Origin of the sequence: Caballeronia pedi, from assembly GCF_001544915.2 — a bacterium.
Classification (GTDB): domain Bacteria; phylum Pseudomonadota; class Gammaproteobacteria; order Burkholderiales; family Burkholderiaceae; genus Caballeronia; species Caballeronia pedi.
The window spans coordinates 179,844-202,081 of sequence record NZ_FCOE02000012.1 but is presented as its reverse complement, the minus strand read 5'-3'; the positions used below and the strand labels follow the sequence as shown (position 1 = coordinate 202,081).

Genomic DNA, 22,238 nt, shown 5'->3' with positions numbered 1-22,238 from the left:
CTCGATCGTCGCCGCGGCGCAGGCTGGATTCCTCCAGTTTGCGCCAGAATTCCTTCTACCGACGAATGATTGCGATTGAAAAGCTCGGCGATGTGCTGCAACGACTCACCAGCACGCCAGCGCTCCCACATCAACCCCTTCTGACTCTCGCTGTAATAGATCCGCGTTCTGTACTTCATCTGCAACACTCCCGCTGCTCATGCAGCAATCATTGTGTTGCATCGATCGGTCGAATCCGCCACTGACACGAGACGTTCGCCGGTTGCTCATAGCCAGGAGGCTGAGTCAGCGAATGCGACGGATAACATTGTGTCGCAATCGTTATCAATGAAAGACGGCCGTGTCGAACCCACGGTGGACGACCCTCAATGGGCCGGCAGCCAATCGGGCGACATCGCCTCCTGAAATCGCTGTTGATTGCAGTTTTATAATCGGTCAATTGAGATGGCCAGGTCCTTGCTTAGAGAAATCTCTCCCTTTTTGTTTAGGTAGTCGGTAATGAAACTTCGAGACCACTGATTTATCGCTGTCGCATTACGAAGCAGGGTTTGCGCGCGCCCTGCATCGGTGCGGCCGATCGCCATAATGTTCAGCTTTTGCGCATCAACCCACCTTTTCGTCGATTTGCCTTCGACCGCCAAGACTTGTGCTGTTTCGCGCCAGACTTCTTGGGTTTGGTCCTTCTTCCGATTTAGGACTTTAAGCTTCCAGCAATATGCCTGCGTCCTAGCCCTCAATCGCACGCGAAGAGCCTGCTCCAGTAGCTCAATAGGCCGCGCGAAATCGATTTCCTCTCTCGATTTCATCGTGCGTTCCAAGATCAGCACAACTTCCAACTCAGCTTCGCGAACCAAGTCGAATTCACTGCTGACCCGTCTCGAGATTGCTCCGAGCTGACGAATAAGCGCGCGGATTTCTTCTACTTCCTGCACAAAGACCGGCTCCTGCGTAAATCGTCCACTTGAAAGACGTTCGATCCGCGCTTTAATCAGCCCACTCAGGTTATGAGCGGCATCTTTGGCCGCATAAGCTCGCTCCGCTGCGCGCACTGATTCATCGTATTTAGGCGGGCGCACGCGTAGCAGGGTGCGTGATATCTCTGTCAAAATCGCGCCATGTTGGCGATCAGCCCCTTTTGCACCTTTCAGCAGATGATCCGCATCTTGGAAATGCCCAAGCGCTTTTTCGTAATCGCCCTTGATACGAAGTTCAAACCCGCGCAGGAACGCCGCCATTGCTTGCCCTTGTTTGGCCTTGTTGCCGACGAACCGGGCCCCTTCAAGGAAAGCACATGCTCGCTGGACTTGCGTGGCCATCCCCACGCGTGCCGCCGCGAGGCCAAAATAGCGAGTGATTTCAACTGCCGCCGCAGGTTCGATGGAAGACTGCTGATCAAGTCTATCCATCGCTCGCGACAACACCGAATAGGCTCTGTCATAGTCTTCTTCGGTGTACCGATCCAGCCCAACTCTGAACAACATTGACAGGGTCACATACCTCGTCAGTGTTTCGTTGTCTACGTCGCCGCTGCGTACCGCAGCGGCCGCCTTGTTCGAGAAATAAATTGGCCCGTAGTGGTCGTGGACCACCACAATATTTCGACCAAATTCAGCGATCAACGTGTCGACCTTTGGATCGATTTCCGTGTTAAGTAGTACGTATCCCAGTCGGCGTTGAAGCAGAGGTGGAATACGCAGTAGGTCGTCCGCAAGCCGCTCGACGATTCCAAGACGCAGCATACCAAAGAGGTCATACTGTCCCCACACAGTGCTAGGAAGAATGTCGTCTAGTGCCGCTTTGCTTGCTACGCCCAATTTTTCGATCACGCGCAGAGCCAACAAATCCACCTCGCTACCTTGGTACCCCTTGATGATGTGGCCGAGGAGTGCTGTCATGTTCGCAGCGAAGCGTTCCTCTTCTTGCCTCGCCATTTCCTCAAGGAAATCCAACGTCGGCTCAAAAGCGGCTCGCCTCATAATCAACTGGCAAAGCGCGGGGCTACTACCCGAGACCCGCTCAACCACGTTGCGCACATCTTCGTTCCAGCGGTTCGGATTTGGATCGACCGCCCCTAACGAAACACAAGCTCTTTCATCTCCTGTTCATCCAGCCCTGGTATGCGGATATATCCCGCATGGGGATAGTGTTCTATGTCGGCATTATGAATAGGGGCCGACGTTACGAAAAACACTAATGGAGCATTGCCGTCGCGGAAACCCGCGAACACGTCTGCGACCCAGGACGGGAGGCCAACTGTAACATCCACCCCTGAAAAGCGGTCCATTGTTACGACCAAGTAGTTCTTGGACTCTCTCATGCCATGAATCAGACGCCGCAGTTCCTTTATGGCCGACGTACGGTCAGCCCTCACGTCGTCCAACACGCGGTTCGCGTCGATTAACGAAATGCCACAGACCTCAAGAAGTCGTGGCAGCAAATCGTCAGGATTCTCGAAGCTGTCGAAGGTGATATTTTTTCGCGTTAAATGGCGAGAGGATGAATCCATATACTGCACGATTGCCGTCCTGCGGCCGTCGCCCTCAAACCCGGCGATAAGGAGAAATTCCTTTGAACGATACTGAGCCGCGCCGAGCGCGCCCTTTAGGTGTTGCTGCACGCTTGGCCTAGGTACCAGAACATCGGCACCAATTTGGACTTGCTCCATACGTCTGCGCACATGCTCTGCAATCTTTTGGCTATCAGGTGCACGGTCTAATGTCCTATCCAAACGCCAACGCCCTAACGCAAACTCAGTAAGCCCGCTTATTGGATTTTTCCACTTGTGCTGAGGGTTTGGTGACCGCCGAGTAGTCGGCACGACCAGTATCTCTCGACCCGAATAAGCTTCGGCGGATTTGCGGAATTGAGCCAGTTCCGACGTCGCATACTCGCTCGCAAGATAATCATCGGACCAAAAAACGACGAACAGCAGGCAACCTTGGATTTCAGCGTCGATTTCCCTGCGGATGGAAACGCCCTCTTCCCCTGTTCGGGTGTAAAGATAGACCAAGTTATCCGGCAAAAGAGCCTTCGTTGCTTCAGCGAGTTTGCGATCGCGAGTTCCGCCTACAGAGAAAAATACTGGACGAGCCACCGTGCTTTCCCCAAATTCGTTCTTTAGGTCAACAATCGTAGCAGAAGTCTAATTGACTTCAGGGTTGGCAAAGCCGCACGCCATTCTTCGGCAGACTCGTTGCAGGGTAGATGCTTGTCGGTAGTGAACAAATCGTCCGTAACGTGATGTTAGAGGGACGCCATGTGTCTTTGAAGCCGCCGTTGTCTTGTCGACTCGGCAACGTCTCGTGAATCTGTTTGAAGGTCGCTGCGTTGCGGCCGGGCATACCGCGCGAAGGGCCACCCCACTATATGAAGTGGCAATTCGCGCTCGGGCGAACGGCCCATAGCGCCGTGCGGCCGCCTGATGAGCATCGGTAGCTGAACGGCTGCCAAGGCCGATTCGTGCCCATGGCTTGCCGGCAGCGCTCGGCCACGGCCTGCTGTTCGGCGAGCAGGACGTCCTGCCGTGGGAGCGGCCGCCCTACTCAAGAAAATCTACGGACAGCATCGTGCGGGCAAGTCGACCGAGTCGCGCCACTGAGAGCCAGGCTCACCCGTGTGCTTCCGGACTGGCCGCGGCACTGAAATACACCGCTTCCAACTCGGACGACTGCGTGACTCCGCTCTCGCGGATGAGATCATAGACATATGCCCCAGGCACCGTCTCGGTCCTCGTCAGCGCGAGAGTGACATCGCATAGAATCGATTCGTTTCGCGCGAGCAGGTCGAAGCAACGCTCGTTCATCTCGTTCAATAGCGCGTTGGCCTGTTCGATCGCACCTTCGAGTTGCAGTGCGGCGCTCTCGCGCGGTAGCGCGGCGAGACTGAACAGATTGCCTTCGCGGCCGAAGCCGAGCCGCGACACCATCTCCAGACTGATGCGCGATGCTTCCTGCAAGTCTTGCGCCGCGCCGCTCGATGCCTCGCCGAACACCAGCAACTCCGCATTGCGCCCGCCGAGCAGCACCATCAGTTCTTTTTCCAGCTCGCTGCGGCGATACAGGTGTTTATCCTGCGGCTTCGTGATGAGCGCCATGCCCAATGCTCCGCCGCGCGGCAGCACCGTCAATTCCTCCAGTACACCGGCACCCAGCAGCGCAGCGACGATGCCGTGCCCCGCTTCATGTACGCCGACGCGACGCACTTCGTCCGCGTCGAGCGCCTTCTCCGCACTACTCACGTCGCCAATGCGCGCGACTTTGACCGCCTCGCGCAGATGCTCCGCGCACACCATGCCCGCGCCTTGCTTGCGCGCGATCAATCCGGCCTGGTTGACTATCATCGACAGTGACGCGGGTGACAAACCGACCGTCAGCCGCGCCAGTTGATTGCAGTCGATATCCGTCGAACACGACGGCAGCTTGCCAAGGTAATACTCGAAAATCTTCACGCGATCCAATACGCCTGGCAGACGCACCGGCACGATGCGATCGAAGCGGCCCGGACGGCGGAGCGCTTCGTCGAGATTCTCGGGGAAGTTGGTCGCGGCCACGAGAATCACACCTTCGTTCTTCTCGAAGCCGTCCATCTCCGCGAGCAGTTGATTGATGATCCGGTTGCTTTCGGCGTCGGCGGAACCGGACGCGCCGCTGGTGCGTGCGGCGAGCCCGTCGGCTTCATCGATGAAGATCACCACCGGGCCATGCTTGCGCGCCGTCTTGAACAGATGCTTGACCTTCTGAATGCCGACGCCGTAGTACTTCGCGCTGAAAAAGCTCCCCGTGATCGCGATGAAACTCGCGCCGCACTCACCCGCCAGCGCCTGCGCAAGCCGCGTTTTGCCGACCCCCGGACCGCCGGTCATCAGCACGCCACATGGCGGACGGATGCCCAGCTTCTTGAACGACTTTGGATCGCGCAGATAGGCCTTGATGTCCTGAAGCGCGGCCTTGGCCTCGACCGCGCCGATCACGTCGTCGAAACTCGTGTTGGGTGGCGCGGTGATCAGCGTGGCGTCACCCTTCATTTCGCGGCGTACGTACCAGAGCATAAGAGCCAGCATCAGCACGTACACCAGCATGACGACCGAATCACGCAAGAAGGCGAGCAGCGGGCCTACGCCCGCCTGTGCGCCGATGGACACATTCGGAAGCCACGCGATCTGGTAGTCCGGCGCGCTTTCGCCCTTGATTGCATTGAGCAGCAACGACTGCGAGAACACCGCGAACCGGTCGCTGACGAAGTACCGCAGGCCGCTTTTTGTCGACACGAGGATGGCGTCGAGCGTCACGCCGATCGCGGCCACGCGCTTCTCGCGGATATCTGTGAGCATGCGCGAGGCGTCGTTCTCGGTGCGTGCCCATGGCGACGGATCCTGCCGCATCTGATAAACGATGCTCGTCGCTGGAAGCGGATCGTGATGCTGGTCCGCCGTGCGGTGCCGCAGCACACCTGAAACGATCGCGATCAGTACGGCGACAAACGCGACGACGTAGATAAGCAGTCGCCGTCGGCCACGCGGCCGAGTCCACAGTCCATTTTTTCCCGGTTTCATGTGGGTTCTTCCTCGTATCGCATACGTGTGCGTCCCTCTGATGCGCAGACTTGCCTCTCATGCTCCGACTCTTGCGCGTGTCATGTTTGCGCGCGTTTTTTACGGCGGCAACGCGGGAGCGCAGGCTACGAATGTTGAACGGGCTGAACATTCGCGTCCGTGCGCGTGACCGCTTTAGGACGGCGCGGCGCGTGATTCGGGAGTTGTCGTGGCTTATCCGGCTTCCCGCTCGACGTGTCGTCTGGCCGGGCGTGGCTGATACATGAAGGGACCACGTTTTCCTGCGGCGGTGAGAACGATTGGCGAGGTGCCGCGCCGGATCGGCTGGCATAAGTACGGTGTACTTCGCGAACGTCTCGTCAGGGAAAGTCCGCGTTCGGGATCGATGAGACTCACGTCGCAGTGCAGCGTGAATCGCGCTTTGGTAGCTTCTATGATTCCGAGGGGCAAAACGTCGACGTCAAGTCCAGGTTGCCTCACTTCAATCATGAGACAGCCGCTCGGAGGTTCACATGCCCAATGCGATAGACGTGGTGAAGAAAGCGTATTCCGCCTTTGCCTGTGGCGATGTGGCTGGCGTGTTGGCTTTGATTCCTGACGTAGTTGACTGGCGAGTCGTCGGACCGTCGAGCCTGCCTTACGCGACCTGCTGTCGAACGCGCGAGGAGGTTCAACGCTTTTTCGAGGACCTGCTCAATGCAGAAGAAATAACTCGATTCGAGCCCCGCGAATTCATTGATGCTGGGGATCGTATTGTCGTCATCGGCTTCGTCGCCGCTGTCATTAGGGCAACGGGCAGACCGTTCGAGACAGAATGGGTTCACATCTTCACAGTCGAGGACGGTCGGGTGAGCAGATGGCTCGAATTTTTTGATACGGCTGCGCACGGCTGAATCAAATGTGGCGCGACCGCTGGTCGCTATCGGATCTTGGTAGACTTGCGGCTGAATAGGTCGCGAGCCTTTAAATGCTGCCTTCCAATCGACGCGAATTTTGCAGTCAATTGGATGCGGAGCGAGCGAGGCTTTAAGGGCGAACGCCCCAACGAAACAGATGGAATCGCGCAAGGCGCAGAGCTCGAGAAATGGATAGCAGCACGCCCAAGCTTTACGTCTTCTCAGGCGCGGGATTGTCCGCCGAAAGTGGTCTATCGACGTTCCGTACGGGGGACGGTATCTGGACTCGCAACAGTGTCGACGAGGTCTGCAATATCCGCACATGGCGCAAGAACCGTCAGGCCGTCTTCCAGTTCTACAACGACCGCATTCGCGAGAAGCACGGTGCCGAGCCGAATGCCGCGCACAGGCTGCTCGCCAAGTGGCAGAACAAGTGGGGCGCCTAGCGCGTCCAGTTGCTGACTCAGAACGTCGATGACCTGCTCGAAAAAGCCGGCGCCACCTCCGTCATCCACCTCCACGGCGATTTGAACTCGTTGTTGTGCACCGCGTGCGACCTCGCGTTTCCGAAGGAAGAGCTGTATTTCGACCCTGCTGCTGCCTGCCCGATTTGCGGAAACCACGAAGGCGTCAAACCGGGAGTCGTGTTCTTCGGAGAGGCGGCCCCTGCCTATCTCAATCTTCATCGAATCCGGGCAGAGATGCGCGCATGCGATCTATTTCTCGCCATCGGGAGCGCTTTCGAGGTCGTTCCCCCCGAGGCAATGCTCCCTTGGGACCGACAAAACGAGCATCCGAGAAACTTCCTCGTAGACCCGTCGCCAAACCGAAGCGAGATGTTCGGCGTCGTAAAGGCGCAGCCTGCGACAACCGGGCTACAGCACCTCGAGGAACAAATTGCGAGTCTTATGGAGTAGCCTGCGGGCTCTCTCCGCACTCGCCTTGAGGTAAAAATTGCATGTTCGCCCGCCGCCTGCTACGCCCTGATACGAAAGAGGGTCACATAAGCCATTGATTTTTATGACAGAATGCAGGGCGGATAGAGCGGATGGTGCAGTAAATATTGCGTATTCCGCGCGTTTTCAGCGTTTTTCTCTGTTAAGGGTGAGTGATATGGGAAGTCTCAGCATTGGGCATTGGCTTATCGTTTTGGCGATCGTTGCGCTTGTTTTCGGCACCAAGAAGTTGCGTAGTGTCGGTTCCGACTTGGGCGGTGCCGTCAAGGGTTTCAAGGAAGGCATGGGCGATGCCGCGACGTCGGACTCCACGATAACGTCGATCCCGGCGACCATCGATGTCCGAGCCAAGGATGTCACTGCACGGTAAACACGCAAGAGGTCCGCACTACCGGTGAGACGATTTCACGCCGGCGCTCGAGGCATGCGCCTCGCCACGTCTTCCGAGCGCGCCCGCGCGTTGTTCATCGACTCGATCTGGTGGACGGTTATTCTTCTGTTCATCCCGTTAGGGCCTTCTTCCGAAGAAATCCCACTGTCGCCTGATGCGCTCGCGGCGACTTTTGTCCTGTGGCTGATCGTGGCCCAATGCATTCCACTACTCATAACCGGTGTTTTATGGGTCGTGTGGGGCACGTCACCGGGAAAGCGCGTGATGCGATTGCGGATTGTAGACGCTGACAGTCACGAGCCCATGACCCGCAGGCAAGCCGTCTTGCGCACGGTGGGCTACGTGCTCACGTTCACCCTGTGTGGAGCGGGCTTTCTCTGGGTACCATTCAATCCGCGCAAGCAAGCCCTTCATGACCGAATTGCAAACACTGTCGTCGTCGGTGAAGAAGTAACCGCGACGCGACTGCGAAAATCGCCCTAGCGTCACACTTCGCTGCGCTTCAGGAGGTAGTCGAGACCGCCTACCCGGAACCATCGATAGCCGTAAGGCTCAAGCACAACCGTGTGCTGCCCCTTCGCGTTGCCCTGGCTGTGGTCGTCGGAGAGCAGGTTCACGAGTACGTCGTTTTCGCCGACTTTTGAGCCGACCCGGAACTTCACAGTGCACGCCGCCGCGCTGAAGTTGTGCACGCAGACCACCGAGTTGTTGCGCCAGTGGTAACGCAATGCGAGCACGTCATCGCGCGACGCCTTCAGAATTGCGAAATCGCCCCAGCTTATCTCAGGCACCTCCTTGCGCATGCGGATCATTCGCTCGATCCAGTTCAACAGCGAGTTCGGGTCGCGGCGCTGGCTCGCGACATTCACGCGTTCGAAGCCGTACGGTCCGCCAGAGATCACCGGACAGACAGGGCGATCATGCTTCGTGAAGCCAGCATGCGGCTCGGTGGACCATTGCATCGGCGTGCGCACGCTTTCGCGCTCGGGCAGGCGCAGATCGTCGCCCATGCCGATTTCGTCGCCGTAACGCACGACGGGCGTTCCCGGCAGTGTCAGCATCAGGCTGTACGCAAGCTCCAGCCGACGACGGTCGCCATCGAGCATCGGCGCAAGGCGGCGGCGGATGCCGCGATTGTAGAGCTGCATGGCGGGGTCGGGGCCGAACGCCGCAAACACGGTTTCACGCTGCTTCGGCGAAAGCCGGCCGAGGTCGAGTTCGTCGTGATTTCTCAGGAATACGCCCCATTGCGCCGTTGCGGCGCGCCACTTCGTCGCCTCTAGCGCATTCTTGAGAGGGGCAACGTCCGCGCTCGCGAGTGCATAGAACGTGTTCTGATTGACCTGGAAGTTGAACATCATCTGCAATCGTTCGCCGGCGTCGCCGAAGTACTTCATGTCGGTGTCGGGCAGTACGTTCGCCTCCGCGAGAATGATCGCGTCGCCCTTGCGCCATTGCAGGAACTCGCGAAACGTGCGCAGCATGTCGTATTGCTCGACCGGTCTTTTCACCTGCGCGCCCTTGGTGGCGATGACAAAAGGCACGGCGTCCATGCGGAAGCCCGAGACGCCGAGCTGGATCCAGAAGCCCATGATCTTGAGCAACTCGGCCTGAACGAAGGGGCTGGCCGTGTTCAGGTCGGGCTGGAACTCGTAGAAGCGATGGAAGTACCACATGGACGCTTCCTTGTCGTAGGTCCATGTCGATTTTTGCACGCCGGGAAAGACCACTCCGTCCTTCGCGTGGGCCGGCCGCTTCTTCGACCAGACATACCAGTCACGATATTTCGATTCGGGATCGCGCCGCGCTTCCCGGAACCACGGATGCTGGTCCGACGTGTGATTCACTACGAGATCGATCATCACGCGCAGGCCGCGCTGATGGCACGCGTGCGTGAACTCCGTGAAGTCGCCGAGCGAGCCGTAGCGCGGATCAACGTTGTAGTAGTCGGTGATGTCGTAGCCATTGTCGCGGCCGGGCGACGGTTGGAAGGGCATCAGCCAGATCGTGGTGATGCCGAGTCCCTGTAGATAGTCGAGCCGCCGCAGCAGGCCTCGGAAGTCACCGACACCATCGCCGTTCGCGTCCATGAACGTGCCGACGGACAGGCAGTAGATGATCGCGTTTTTGTACCAGAGGTCGTTGACCATAGGTGTTGAATGAAGTCCGGCTTACGAAGGCTTCCTTGGATCAGACGGGCGAACCGAACGGTTCGCCCCAGCATTGCTTATTGTTTCTTCGCGGCAGAACATCGGTGGATCGTTCGTGCAGAATGCGATCTTCGACTTTCTTCATTCGATTCGATCGGTCCGATGTGCGACGCCGATCTGTGCTGCGCAAGAAGTGTTCCGGCAGCCTTCGCAGATTCGTGTCGGCATCGTCGGGTCCTCTCTGCTAGCACTGTCGCCGCTCAGAGTGAGACGTCCTCGATCAAGGTCCATCGCAACGCGCGGATCCTTCGATCGACGAAATAGCCGCCGCCTTCGGTGTAGCGCAGATAGAGACGCCCGCACGACGAGCATTCCCACACGCCGCAGCGGTTGTACGGGAAATAACGCGGCGCGATGGGCGCTTCCGTGGACCAGTAGTTGACCTTCCCGGGCAGATATTCGGCGAAGGTCGGTTCCGGATCGTCTTCCGGCATCAGCGTGCCGATCTCGCGGAAGCGGGTTTCATCGAGGGAAAGCGGCTGGGATTGCCAGCCGTCGAGCGGCGTTTTCGTGCAGGCGCACGGACCGGGCGCGCGGGCTTCCGCGCGGCGTGCAAGGTCCAGAAGGGTTGCTGCGTTCAGATGGTCGGGCATGGCGGGTTGGGGTCGAAAAACGCGAACGCGCCATCATGCGCGCGCCCGCCACGGTTCGGCAAGGCGTCAGCCGTTCATCATGCGCTCGCGCTGCACGGCGACCCACGAGCGGTCGAAGCGTCCTTCTGCGATCGATTGCAGGGCCGCCGCTTCCTTCGCCGCGGTTTTGCGCGCGCCTTCGATCACCGCGTCGACATCGGAGGGCGCGATGGCGAGCACGCCATCCTCGTCGCCGACGACGATGTCGCCCGGATGCACCACCATGCCGCCGACCGTCACCGGCACGTTGATCTCGCCCGGTCCGTTCTTGTATGGCCCGCGATGCGTGACGCCCCGCGCATACACGGGAAAATGGCGCTGACTCAGCGCGCCCACGTCGCGGATTGCGCCGTCGATCACGAGCCCCTGCACGCCGAGGCTTTCGGCGTAGCTCGCCATGATGTCGCCCATCAGCGCCTGCGTGAGTTCGCCCGCGCCGTCAATCACGAGCACGTCGCCCGGACGGCAGAAGTCGAACGCACGATGAATTGCGAGGTTGTCGCCGCCGCGCGTGCGCACCGTGACCGCGGTGCCCGCCATCGGCTTCGGCCGATGAAACGGACGCAAGCCGGTCGTGCCGCTCACGCGCGCCATGTTGTCGCTCAACAGCGATACCGCGAGTTCGCGCAATGCGGCGAGCGTCGCGGGCCTCGCCTGCGCCGCCGATTCGTTTTCGCGCCATCCGATTGAGTTCATGTCGCCGCTCCTTCAGTGGATCGTTGTCGTTCGAGTTGCGTGGACAGGCGCCCGTACACCGCACGCGCGTTGCCCTCGAAAATGAGTTCGCGGTCCGTGTCGCCGAGCCAGTCGATGGCGTCGATATAGCGGCGCGTGTCGTCGAAGTATTGACCCGTTTCGGGATCGATGCCCTGTACCGCGCCGATCGTCTCCGACGCGAACAGGATGTTCTTCGCCGGAATCACCTTAGCGAGCAGTTCCGCGCCCGGCTGGTGATAGACGCAGGTATCGAAAAAGACATTGTTCAGCAGATGCTCGCTGAGCAGCGGTCGCTTCATGTCCTGTGCGAGTCCGCGATAACGTCCCCAGTGATACGGCACTGCGCCGCCGCCGTGCGGAATGATGAACTTGAGCGTGGGGAAGTCGGCGAACAGGTCGCCCTGCAGCAACTGCATGAACGCCGACGTGTCGCCATTGATGTAATGCGCGCCGGTCGCATGGAAGTTCGGATTGCACGACGACGACACGTGGATCATCGCGGGCACGTCGAGCTCGACCATCGCTTCGTAGAGCGGATACCACGAGCGGTCGGTGAGCGGCAGCCCGGACCAGTGGCCGCCCGACGGATCCGGATTCAGATTGCAGCCGATGAAGCCCAGCTCCTCCACGCAGCGCCGCAATTCGGCGATGCAGTTCGCAGGCGCGACGCCCGGCGCCTGCGGCAACTGGCAGACGCCCACGAAGTTGCGCGGAAAGAGACCGATGACGCGATGCACGAGGTCGTTGCATGCTTCCGACCAGACCGCGTTGGCCTCGGCCGCCGCGAGATGATGGCCCATGCCGGCGGCGCGCGGCGAGAAGATCGTGAGGTCGGTGCCACGCTCGCGCTGGATGCGCAACTGGCCGTCTTCGATGCTGGCGCGAATCTCGTCGTCGGAAATGGCGGGGCGGGGCGGCGGCGAAACGCCATCCTTGAGCGCCGCGATCTGCTGCGTGCGCCATGCTTCGTGCTGCGGCGGCGAGGTCGTGTAGTGACCGTGACAATCGATGATCATGCGTGAGTTCCGTATCGTTGTATGCGGGGTTCAGGTACGCGTGGCGGGATTCGCCGCGGGCAGCGAAGCGTCGTCATCGTCGGCGGGTTTCACGCGCATCACGAGCGCGATCACGGTCGCGACGACGAGAAACGCGGCGATGGTCAGCAGCGCGAGCTTGAAATTGCCGGTCGCGTTGCGCACCAGGCCGATGCTCCACGGCCCGACCAGTCCGCCGAACTGCGCGATCGTATTGATGAGCGCGATGGTCGCCGCGCCCGCAGCTCCAGTCCTGAACGACGAAGCGAGGCTCCAGAACAGCGGATTGCCCGCGTAGATGAAGAGACCGGTCACGCACAAGAGCGCATAGGCGATGACCGGATTCGGCGCATAGGCGCTGCCCGCAATCGCCACGGCGCTCATGCCGTAGACGAAGGCCAGATGCTTCTTGCGGTCGCCGGTGCGATCCGAGCTGCGGCTGATGATGAATGTGCCCAGCACGCCCAACAGCGGCGGCGCGGCCGAAAGAAAGCCCACTTCGATATTGCTCAGATGGCCGAGACTCTTGACGATCTGCGGCAGCCACAAAAACAGCCCGTAGATGCCGACCAGCGCGCAGCCGAACAGGCACGCGAGACTCCACACGCGGATGTCGCCCGCCACGCGCAGAAGCGGATAGTGCGTGTTGCCGCCGACGGCTTCGCGTTCGGCCGCGAGCGTCGTTTCGAGCCATTGCTTTTCGTCGTCGGCGAGCCAGTCGGCGTCGGCGGGACGCTCGGTCATGATGCGTAGCGTGAGCAGGCCGAGCAGCATCGCCGGAACGCCTTCGAGGATGAACATCCATTGCCATCCTTGCAGGCCGAGAATGCCATTGGCGTAAGTCATCAGCGCCGTGGAGATCGGCCCGCCGAGCACCGCCGAAAACGATCCCGCGATGATGTAGCCGCCCACCGCGCGCGCCCGGTAGCGTTCCGGGAACCACTTTGTCAGATACACCGCGACGCCCGGCAGGAAGCCCGCTTCCATCACGCCGAGCAGAAAGCGCAGCACGTAGAAGCTCTTGTCGTCGAAAACGAAAGCAGTCGCGGCCGCAACCGCGCCCCACGTGAGCAGAATCCGCGCGATCCAGCGGCGCGCGCCCACCCGATGCAGCAGCAGATTGCTCGGCACTTCGAGCACCATGTAGCCCACGAAGAAGATGCTGCCCGCGAAGCCGAACACGGCGGGCGAAAAGCCCAGAGCCTTGTTCATGTCGAGCGCCGCAAAGCCGATGTTGATGCGGTCGAGGTAATTGAAAAACATCATCGCGAAGAGCAGGGGCATGAGCCGCCCGTAAACCTTTCGCATGGTTGTCGCTTCGTTGAATGGCGTCATGCCGTCTCCACGTACTTTTCGTCGGATCGCTAGAGCTCTGCGGCTCTGCTTTACAAACGGCCTTCGCCGCCCGCCTGGTCACATCCGTTCGCGCATGCAGCGTGCCGGATTCGGAGCAGGAAAACCGATGATAAGAAGCGTGGCAGCGCGCGTCCAAGACGCGTTCCTTATGCTTCTATAAGGCTTTGCTTATAGTGCGGCGTCGAGGAGCGGCGGGGGAAGGCAGCCGAGAAAGGCGCGCAGATGAGCCGAGTCGTCGTCGGTGCGGAAGGTGGCGGCGAGCGTCGACCATTGGGACGCGCCCGGGCCCGTGAGCGGGCGGAACACGACATCCGCGCGTCCGTGCCGTGCCACCGACTCGCCGACGAAGGTCACGCCGAGTCCCGCCGCGACGAGCGCGATCGCGGTCTGGATTTCGTAGGCCTGATGCGCGACGAACGGCGTCACACCCGCATCGCGATACAGGGATTGCACGGTGCGCTTGAACTGCGCGTTCTGATGCTTCGGATAAAGAATGACCGGTGTGTCTTCGAGCTCGGCGACGCGCACCTTCTTTTTTCCCGCCAGCGGATGATCCGGCGAGAGCACGGCCACGATATGCTCACGCAGCAGCGGATACGACGTGCAGCCGGCGATCGAGAGAGGCTGCCGTCCGATGCCTACGTGAATGCGCATGTCGCGCAACGCATCGGTCTGCTCTTCGGTCAACATCTCGAAGAGCTTCAGTTCGACTTCCGGGTACGCATGATGAAATGCCTTCAGCGCGGGCGGCAGGATGCTGTACATCGCGGAGCGCGTGAAGCCGATCGACAGCCAGCCGCGCCGCCCGACGCCGATTTCCTGCGCGCCCATGCTCGCCTGTTCCCACGAGCCGAGAATCTGGCGCGCTTCGGTGCAGAGATATTGGCCCGCTTCAGTGAGCCGCAGCGGCCGCCGCGCACGATCGACGAGCTGGGTGCCGAGCCGCTCTTCCAGCAGCCGGATCTGCTGGCTCAGCGCGGGTTGAGCGATATGCAGGCGTTCAGCCGCCCGGCTGAAGTTCAGTTCCTCGGCAAGAATGACAAAGCACTGCAAAGATCTGAAATTCATGTCGACGTTCCTGGAATACGGTGACCAGCTTTAAAGATCCTACGATGACGCGGTCCTGCGCGTCCTGAGAAGCGCGCTCGCCGATCAGGCACGGCGGCGGCGTCCTGTCACGCGGGCTGTGGTGCTTGCATATCCGCACGAGGGCATCGAGAAAAGCGCGCAGTGTCCCAAACGCTCAGCCGCGCGGCCGGGCTTCAAATCCGTCTAGACTACCGCCTCGATGACCGTCAGTCTGTCCCGTTCGCGCATCGAAATCGTAATGGTCCCAGTCGTGCTCATGGCCCGCGCTCCTGAAACACTTGTCTGGCCACGAACGTACGGCAAAATGCGACATTTTTATTTAGCGGAAACGCGACATTTCTAATTGGGACCTACACATTAATCGTTGATAAATTGCGTTATGTCAACTTTCAAAGGTGACGAACTACCGGCGATCCGAACACCGCCGCGCACGCTCACCCTCGATGCGACGGTATCCGCCACTGCACGTTCAGCAGATGGTCACGCATGCGCGCGGCGGCGGTCGCACCGTCGCGCTTGATCATCGCTTTCACCACAGCCTGATGCTGCTCCGCGAAATGCCGCCGTGTGTCCTGATCGGCGGTTTTTTCGCGTGCGGTCGGCTTCATGCGCATGCCGTTCACCACCTCCATCAGCGCGATGATCGCCGGGTTGCGCGTGGCCTGGGCAATGAGCAAATGAAAGCGATGATCCCACTGCTGCCACTCGTCGTCGTCCTTGGCCATGGCGTTGCGCCGCGCGCATTTCTCCAGTTCCGCGAGATCGTCCGGACTCGCCTTGCTCGTCGCCAGTTCGACGAACGCCGGTTCGAGTACGAGCCGCATCTCCGCGATATCCGCCGGGCTCGACCCCGCGCGCAGACTGCTGAGCGACGCCGAAAACTTCAGCGGACGCGTGCCGAGATACGTACCGCGCCCAACGCCGCGCCACACTCGCCCCGCCGCTTCCAGCGACGCCAGCGCCCCGCGCAGATCACGCCGGCTCACGCCGAGCGCCTCGGCGAGGCTGCGTTCCGACGGCAACGCATCGCCGTCCTTCAGATTGTGCTGCGCGACGTAGTCGAGCAGCCTGTCGAGCGTGGCAGCTTCCATGATCTTCTCAGTGAACCAATGTGCATTGGTTCACTTTAACAGGTTGCCGTCGCAAGCGGCGGCGGATTGCTTTACTTTTTATGTTGGCATAACCTACGGGAATCGCTTCGATTTCGCAAGAAGCCGTGTGCATCGACGTAAATCGAACCAATGATGAATGGTTCGCCACGAGGGCAACAGCAATGAGCTTTACGACACGACCCGAACTGATCGGCACGTTCGGCATGGTGGCATCGACGCACTGGCTGGCCAGCGCGTCCGCGATGTCGGTCCTGGAAAAAGGCGGCAACGCATTCGACGCGGCCGCTGCCGCCGGTTTCGTGCTGCAGATCGTCGAGCCGCATCTGAACGGGCCGGGCGGCGAGTTGCCCGCCGTTTTCTACAGCGCGAAGGACGACCGCGTGCGCGTACTGTGCGGCCAGGGCGTCACGCCCGCTGCCATGACCATCGATCGCATGAAGGACCTGGGCCTCACGGTCATGCCCGGTACCGGGCTGCTGCCCGCCGTCGTGCCGGGCGCATTCGGCGGCTGGATGACGTTGCTGCGCGACTACGGACAGTTGCCGCTTGAAGACGTGCTGAGCTATGCCATCGGCTATGCGGAGCACGGCTATCCGGTGCTGCCGCGCATGGCGTCGTCGATTCTCGCGATCCAGGATTTCTTCAGGCGCGAATGGCGCACATCCGCCGAACAATGGCTGCGCGACGGCGAAGCGCCGCGCCCGAACCATCTGTTCGCGAATCCGGCCATCGCGGAAACCTACAAGCGCATTCTGCGCGAGGCGAAGACGCGCGGCGACCGCGCGGAGCAGTGCGAACGCGCGCGCGTTGCGTTCTACCGCGGTTTCGTCGCGGATGCGATCGATCAGTACTTCCGCTCGACAGACGTGCTGGATACGTCGGGCCAGCGTAACCGTGGCCTGCTGGACGCAGCCGATCTCGCGCGCTGGGAGGCGACGTACGAAGACGCCGTCTCCTACGAATATGAAGGCTTCATGGTCCACAAAACGGGACCGTGGGGCCAGGGCCCGATGTTCCTGCAGCAGCTCGCCTTGCTCAAGGGCTTCGATCTCGCGGGCATGGACCCGCTGGGACCCGACTTCGTCCACACGGTCATCGAATGCGCGAAGCTCGCGTTCGCCGACCGCGACGTCTTCTACGGCGACCCGAACTTCTCCGACGTGCCGATGGACACGCTTCTGAGCGACGCCTACAACGACACACGCCGCCAGCAAATCGATCCACACCGTGCATCGTTCGAGTTCCGTCCGGGCAATCTGCTCGACAGCGAGGCGCGCGCAGCGAAAATCCTGGCCAACGCGGGCCGCCAGCAACCGGGCGGCTTCGGTCAGGGCGAACCCACGTTCGCGCCGCTGCCCGAGTTGCGCGGCGACACGGTACATCTCGATGTCGTCGATCGCTGGGGCAACATGGTGTCGGCGACGCCGTCGGGCGGCTGGCTCCAGGCATCGCCCGCGGTGCCCGGGTTGGGCTTCAACGTGACCACGCGCGGCCAGATGTTCTGGATGGAAGAAGGACTGCCCTCGTCGCTCGGGCCGGGACGCCGTCCGCGCACCACGCTTTCGCCGACGCTCGTCACGCGCGACGGCAAGCCCTATGCCGCGCTCGGCACGCCAGGCGGCGATCAGCAGGATCAATGGTCGCTGCAACTGCTGCTGCGGCACGTGCACTTCGGCCTGAATCTGCAAGCCGCCGTGGATTCGCCTTCGTTCCAGACCGCGCACTTTCCAGGCTCGTTTTATCCGCGTGACATTCAACTCGGCAAGATGTCGGCGGAAGGTACGTTTCCGCAAGCCACGCTCGATGAACTACGCGCGCGCGGCCATGAACTCACGGTCGCCGAACCCTGGTCGCTCGGGCGCGTGTGCGCCGTGGGCATTCGCCATGGCCTGATGCGCGGCGCCGCCACGCCGCGCCAGATGCAGGCCTACGCCATCGGGCGCTGACGCAGAATCCATCGGAGAACATCGATCATGTCCGCTGTCGCCGCCCGCCTCGAACGGCTGCCGCTATCCGGCTTTCATCGCAAGCTGCTGATCATCGGCGGACTCGGTTATATGTTCGACGGCCTCGATTCGTCGTCGCTCGCGTTCCTGCTTCCGGTCGTCAGCAAGCTTTGGAGCCTGACGAGCGCGCAGACCGGACTCGTCGCGAGCAGCACGTATATCGGCTATTTCTTCGGCGCGTTCCTGTCCGGCGTGCTCGCGGACATCATCGGCCGGCGCCGCATCATGATGAGCGCGCTCGCGATCTATTGCGTCGCGTCGCTTGCGAGCGCCACCGCCAACGACTGGCATACGTTCTTCGTGTTGCGCATCGTCGCGGGCTTCGGTTCGGGCGCCGAAACCGTGGTGATCGCGCCGTTTCTCGCCGAGTTCGTGCCGCGCCGCTATCGCGGCATGTTTTGCGGCGCATTGGTGGGCTTCATGTCGTTCGGTTATCTGAGCTCGTCGATTCTCGGCTATACCGTCGTGCGCAATTTTCCGGACGGCTGGCGCTATCTCGCGGTCATCACCGCCCTGCCGGTCGTGATGCTGCTGTGGTGGCGCCGCACGCTGCCCGAATCGGCGCGCTGGATGGAAAGCCAGGGCCGCGTCGCCGAGGCAGACAGCATCGTCGACGACATCGAGGCGTGGTACGCGCAACGCGGCATCGCGCTCGCCCCGCTGTCCGCCGTGGGCGCGATTCCGCCGGCCGCAAAGAGCAGCGGCAGCGCCTGGCACAACGTGAAGACGTTGTGGTCGAAGCGCCTCGCGGGCACGACGGCCGTGAGCTGGCTGATGTGGTTCGCCGTCGCTTTCGCGTACTACTCGTTCTTCTCATGGATTCCGAGCCTGCTCGTCAAGGAAGGGCTCACGATCACCAAGAGCTTCGGCTTCTCCATCGCCATTTACGGCGCGCAAATCCCGGGCTACTTCTCGGCGGCGTGGCTCAACGAGAAGATCGGACGCAAGGGCGTGGTGGCGTCGTACATGACGCTCGGCGGCATCGCGGCGATCATGCTGTCGCTCTCGCATACCGGCGTGCAGATCATGGCGGCGGGAATCTGCCTGTCGTTCTTCATGAACGGCGCATTCGCGGGCGTCTATGCGTACACGCCGGAAATTTTCCCGACCGCGGTCCGCACGACAGGCACGGGGTCGTCGTCCTCGTTCGGGCGCATCGGCTCGGTGAGCGCGCCGATTCTCGTCGGCATCGTGTATCCGTCGTTCGGCTTTTTCGGCGTCTTCGCGATGACGACCGCCGTGCTGCTCGCGGGCGCGTGCGTCGTGTTCTTCCTCGGCATCGAGACGCGCAATCGCTCGCTCGAAGACATCGAAATCAACGGCGCGATCGACGGCGATGCACGCGAGCACCTCGCCTCCACCAACCTCGGCGGCTGAGCGCCTTCACGGATAACCACATCATGCGGGACACGGAAGCCAACACGACGCGCCCACTGCAACTGAACGACCTTCAACGGCTCGCCCGCGCGATGCGCGAGCCCGCCCAGCCGGCGACACTCTTCAATGCGGTCGCGGCAGTCGCCGCCGAGACGATCGGCTTCCGGCTTTTCACCATCATGGCTTACGATGCGCGCAATCACGAGGTCGAGCGCATCTTCACCAACATGCCCGAGATCTATCCGATCGGCGGCCGCAAGACGAAGCGCGACACCGCGTGGGCGACGCAAATCCTCCATGATTTGCGGCCGTTTCGCGGCGAGACCGCGCACGATATCCGCCGCGCTTTCGACGATCACGTGACGATGGCGAACATGGGTCTGGGCTCGATCCTCAACATCCCGATCGCCTATGACGGCGAATGCATCGGCACGATGAATCTCACGCACGTCGAGCACTGGTATAAGCGCGAGCACGAAGACACGGGCGTGCTGCTCGGCTCGTTTCTCGCGCCCGCGCTGGTCTCCCGCATGCCGCTGTATGCCGGCAAGGAACCGTGCTCATGAATCGCGCCTCTCCCGAACCCGGGCGCTGGCTGATGGTGTTCGCGCTCGGCTATCTCGCGCTGCTCGTCGACGGCGCCGACGTCATGATGTACGGCCTCACGCTCACACGCATCAAAAGCGAATTCGGCCTCACCAATGTCGAGGCCGGCGCGCTGGGCAGCCTCACGCTCGTCGGGATGGCGGTGGGCGGCATCATCGGCGGCTGGGCGAGCGATGCGCTCGGGCGCGTGCGGGTCGTCGTGTGGGCGCTCGCGCTCTTCTCGCTCGGCGCGGGCCTGCTCGGACTCACACACACCTTCGCGCAGTTCGCGCTGGTGCGCTTCATCAGCTCGCTCGGGATCGGTTGCATGGTCCTCGTGAGCACGCTCGTCGCCGAATATGTACCGACTGAGCGGCGCTCCCTGATTCTCGGCATTTTGCAGACGGGTGTATCGGCGGGCTATATCGTCGTGATCTCGCTCGCCAACTGGATCCTGCCGCTCTACGGCTGGCGCATGCTCTTTTACGTCGCGACGATTCCCGTCGTGCTGGCGCTGGCGATTCACTGGTTCGTGCCCGAACCGCCCGGCTGGCGCGCCAGCGTGGCGATGCGGCAAGGCGCGCCGCGCGTGCGCCGCACATGGCGCGAGAATCGCTATTACCTGATCTTCTCGGATCGTGAGGCACGCAAGATGTTCATCCTGTGGGCGCTTGCATCCGTGTTCGCGCTGTCGGGCTTCTATGGGTTGAACAACTGGCTGCCGACCTATCTGGAGAAAGAGTTGCACGTGCGCTTCGGTTCGATGGCGAGCTATATGATCGGCACGTACGTCGTCGCGTTCGTGGGCAAGATCGTCGCAGGCTGGGTCGGTGATCTGTGGAGCCGGCGCGGCGTCTATGTGCTCGGCTGCATCGGCGCGGCCTTGTTTCTGCCGGTCATCGTGTTTCTTCACACGCGCGAGAATATCGTCTGGCTGATGCTGTTCTTCGGGTTTCTCTACGGCGTGCCGCTCGGAACGATGGGTGCGTTCATGTCCGAGAGCTTCGCCACGCGCATTCGCGGCACGGCGGTCGGCGGTTCATACAACGTGGGCCGTTTCTGCTCGGGTGCGGCGCCGGTCGTGATCGGCTATATCGCCACGCAATTTTCGTTCGGTGTGAGCTTTCTGCTGGTCGGCGCAGTGTTCTTCCTGAGCGGCATCTGCGCGTTCTTCATTCCCGACCGCCTTTATGACACGAGCGCACCGGAACCGGGAGGTCCCGGCCCCGCGACTCCCACGCGCAATGCGCATGCCGATCAAGGCGCAGCGCAAGCCCTGGCCCCGCGTTGATGCCCGCGTTTTCGGCCACGCGATACCTGCACGCGACTTGCTGACCGAAGCGCGCGGGGGCGTGGCTTGCCCCACGACCCACGGGCTCATCGCCCTGCCCGCGCGCGCATCGATTCTCCGACCGCGTCGCGCACACACTCCGACATCCATTGCGAAGCGCGCGTTTGCGCCGCCCGCGCGGGTCTGGCGATCACCAGCGGCTGAATCACCGTCGACTCCTGAATCCGGCACTCGACCACGAGCGGCGATTGCGTCGCCGCCGGGCTTTGCGTGATCAGCAGCGAGACGCCGAGTCCGCTCGCGACCATCGCCCGGACCAGTTCGATCGACGCGGCCCGATAAACGACATTCGGCGACAGTCCGCATTGCCAGAACGGCGTCATCAGAAAATCGCGGCTCTGCGGCAGGTCGATCAGGATGAACGGCTCCCCCGCGAGATCGCGAAGCGACACGGGCCGCTTGCGCTTCGCGAGCCGTGAGCCGGCGGGCACGAGCCCGTAAGGCCGCAGTTCGGCGAGGCATTCACGCTCGATGTCACTGGGCAGCCCCACGTCGTACATCAGCGCGAAGTCGATCTGTCTTTTCCGCAGCCACGATTCGAGCTGCGGCAGATCTCCTTCGACGAAGCGAACCCGCAGCCGCGGATGACGCTCTTGCGCCAGTTCCAGCGCGCGCGGCAGATAGACCGGCGCGATGGTCCTGAAGACGCCTATCTGCACCTCTCCGCCCTCTTCATCGCCGACGTCGTCGGTCGAAAACGCCGCCGCCGCCGCCAGCAGTTGCCGCGCCTCCACGAGCTTGCGCTCGCCGAAATGCGTGAGCGTCATGCGCGTGCCGGCTCCGCGCGTGAACAGCGGATCGTCGAACAGCGCTTCGAGCTCGCGGATCGCGACGGAGATCGATGGCTGCGACACGCTCAGCTGATTCGCCGCCGCGGTCGTGCTGCCGAGCTCCGCGGCGGCGACGAAATAGCGAAGCAGCCTCAGTGACAAAGCCATATGAAAATCGTATAGCCGTTAATTTATTCCGATATTT

At 61.5% G+C, this 22,238-nt stretch carries 18 protein-coding genes and 2 pseudogenes; 8 read left to right on the top strand and 12 right to left on the bottom strand.

The features are described 5' to 3' along the window. From AWB80_RS44950 to AWB80_RS20070, 4 genes and pseudogenes are all read right to left on the bottom strand, one after another. A pseudogene (locus AWB80_RS44950) lies at positions 1 to 179 on the bottom strand (IS30 family transposase); the annotation flags it as partial. A 246-nt stretch (positions 180 to 425) separates the two neighbouring features. Continuing rightward, positions 426 to 2,033, bottom strand: coding sequence for a hypothetical protein (locus tag AWB80_RS20085; RefSeq protein ID WP_143328088.1), 1,608 nt, complete (start codon positions 2,031 to 2,033; stop codon positions 426 to 428). A gap of 38 nt (positions 2,034 to 2,071) precedes the next feature. Beyond that, on the bottom strand, positions 2,072 to 3,094 hold the full coding sequence (locus AWB80_RS43365; protein ID WP_160147459.1) for a toll/interleukin-1 receptor domain-containing protein: 1,023 nt from the start codon (positions 3,092 to 3,094) through the stop codon (positions 2,072 to 2,074). A gap of 513 nt (positions 3,095 to 3,607) precedes the next feature. Further along, positions 3,608 to 5,551, bottom strand: a complete 1,944-nt coding sequence (locus AWB80_RS20070) for an AAA family ATPase (protein WP_061176399.1) — start codon at positions 5,549 to 5,551, stop codon at positions 3,608 to 3,610. A 512-nt stretch (positions 5,552 to 6,063) separates the two neighbouring features. Here AWB80_RS20070 and AWB80_RS20065 point away from each other — a divergent pair. The 4 genes and pseudogenes from AWB80_RS20065 (at position 6,064) to AWB80_RS20050 (ending at position 8,277) form a co-directional block, all read left to right on the top strand. Further along, a complete protein-coding gene (locus tag AWB80_RS20065; protein WP_061176398.1) occupies positions 6,064 to 6,444 on the top strand; it encodes a nuclear transport factor 2 family protein in 381 nt (126 codons plus the stop codon). 191 nt (positions 6,445 to 6,635) lie between these two features. Further along, a pseudogene (locus AWB80_RS20060) lies at positions 6,636 to 7,364 on the top strand (SIR2 family NAD-dependent protein deacylase). A 196-nt stretch (positions 7,365 to 7,560) separates the two neighbouring features. Then, positions 7,561 to 7,773, top strand: a complete 213-nt coding sequence (gene tatA / locus AWB80_RS20055) for a Sec-independent protein translocase subunit TatA (protein WP_061176397.1) — start codon at positions 7,561 to 7,563, stop codon at positions 7,771 to 7,773. Between the two features lie 54 nt (positions 7,774 to 7,827). Then, on the top strand, positions 7,828 to 8,277 hold the full coding sequence (locus AWB80_RS20050) for an RDD family protein (protein ID WP_061176396.1): 450 nt from the start codon (positions 7,828 to 7,830) through the stop codon (positions 8,275 to 8,277). A gap of 2 nt (positions 8,278 to 8,279) precedes the next feature. Here the strand turns inward: AWB80_RS20050 and AWB80_RS20045 are convergent, their stop codons facing one another. The 7 genes from AWB80_RS20045 to AWB80_RS20015 form a co-directional block, all read right to left on the bottom strand. After that, positions 8,280 to 9,944, bottom strand: a complete 1,665-nt coding sequence (locus tag AWB80_RS20045) for an alpha-amylase family protein (RefSeq protein WP_061176395.1) — start codon at positions 9,942 to 9,944, stop codon at positions 8,280 to 8,282. A 260-nt stretch (positions 9,945 to 10,204) separates the two neighbouring features. Continuing rightward, positions 10,205 to 10,597, bottom strand: a complete 393-nt coding sequence (locus tag AWB80_RS20040) for a hypothetical protein (RefSeq protein ID WP_061176394.1) — start codon at positions 10,595 to 10,597, stop codon at positions 10,205 to 10,207. A 66-nt stretch (positions 10,598 to 10,663) separates the two neighbouring features. Continuing rightward, positions 10,664 to 11,332, bottom strand: a complete 669-nt coding sequence (locus AWB80_RS20035) for an RraA family protein (protein ID WP_061176393.1) — start codon at positions 11,330 to 11,332, stop codon at positions 10,664 to 10,666. Beyond that, entirely contained in the window at positions 11,329 to 12,369 is a 1,041-nt protein-coding gene (locus tag AWB80_RS20030) for an amidohydrolase family protein (protein ID WP_061176392.1), read from the bottom strand. The genes AWB80_RS20035 and AWB80_RS20030 overlap by 4 nt, the downstream gene beginning before the upstream one ends. A gap of 30 nt (positions 12,370 to 12,399) precedes the next feature. Beyond that, the gene (locus AWB80_RS20025) at positions 12,400 to 13,722 is read right to left on the bottom strand and encodes an MFS transporter (protein WP_061176391.1); all 1,323 of its coding nucleotides are present in this window, start codon (positions 13,720 to 13,722) and stop codon (positions 12,400 to 12,402) included. A gap of 189 nt (positions 13,723 to 13,911) precedes the next feature. Further along, entirely contained in the window at positions 13,912 to 14,811 is a 900-nt protein-coding gene (locus AWB80_RS20020) for a LysR family transcriptional regulator (RefSeq protein WP_061176390.1), read from the bottom strand. Positions 14,812 to 15,266: 455 nt separating this feature from the next. Continuing rightward, positions 15,267 to 15,923 (bottom strand): FadR/GntR family transcriptional regulator, encoded by a 657-nt coding sequence (locus tag AWB80_RS20015; RefSeq protein ID WP_061176389.1) that lies wholly within the window; start codon positions 15,921 to 15,923, stop codon positions 15,267 to 15,269. Between the two features lie 182 nt (positions 15,924 to 16,105). On the opposite strand from AWB80_RS20015, the gene AWB80_RS20010 reads away from it, so the two are divergent. The 4 genes from AWB80_RS20010 to AWB80_RS19995 are packed head-to-tail and all read left to right on the top strand — an operon-like array spanning position 16,106 to position 21,203. Beyond that, a complete protein-coding gene (locus tag AWB80_RS20010; RefSeq protein ID WP_061176388.1) occupies positions 16,106 to 17,890 on the top strand; it encodes a gamma-glutamyltransferase family protein in 1,785 nt (594 codons plus the stop codon). A gap of 27 nt (positions 17,891 to 17,917) precedes the next feature. Next, positions 17,918 to 19,327: an MFS transporter gene (locus AWB80_RS20005; protein ID WP_061176387.1), complete on the top strand. Its 1,410-nt coding sequence runs from the start codon at positions 17,918 to 17,920 to the stop codon at positions 19,325 to 19,327. A gap of 23 nt (positions 19,328 to 19,350) precedes the next feature. Then, complete coding sequence (locus tag AWB80_RS20000) at positions 19,351 to 19,893, top strand: GAF domain-containing protein (RefSeq protein ID WP_061176386.1); 543 nt, start codon at positions 19,351 to 19,353, stop codon at positions 19,891 to 19,893. Then, entirely contained in the window at positions 19,890 to 21,203 is a 1,314-nt protein-coding gene (locus tag AWB80_RS19995; protein WP_061176385.1) for an MFS transporter, read from the top strand. The genes AWB80_RS20000 and AWB80_RS19995 overlap by 4 nt, the downstream gene beginning before the upstream one ends. 86 nt (positions 21,204 to 21,289) lie before the next feature. On the opposite strand, the gene AWB80_RS19990 is transcribed toward AWB80_RS19995, so the two are convergent. Then, a complete protein-coding gene (locus AWB80_RS19990) occupies positions 21,290 to 22,201 on the bottom strand; it encodes a LysR family transcriptional regulator (RefSeq protein WP_061176384.1) in 912 nt (303 codons plus the stop codon). Positions 22,202 to 22,238: the final 37 nt, after the last annotated feature.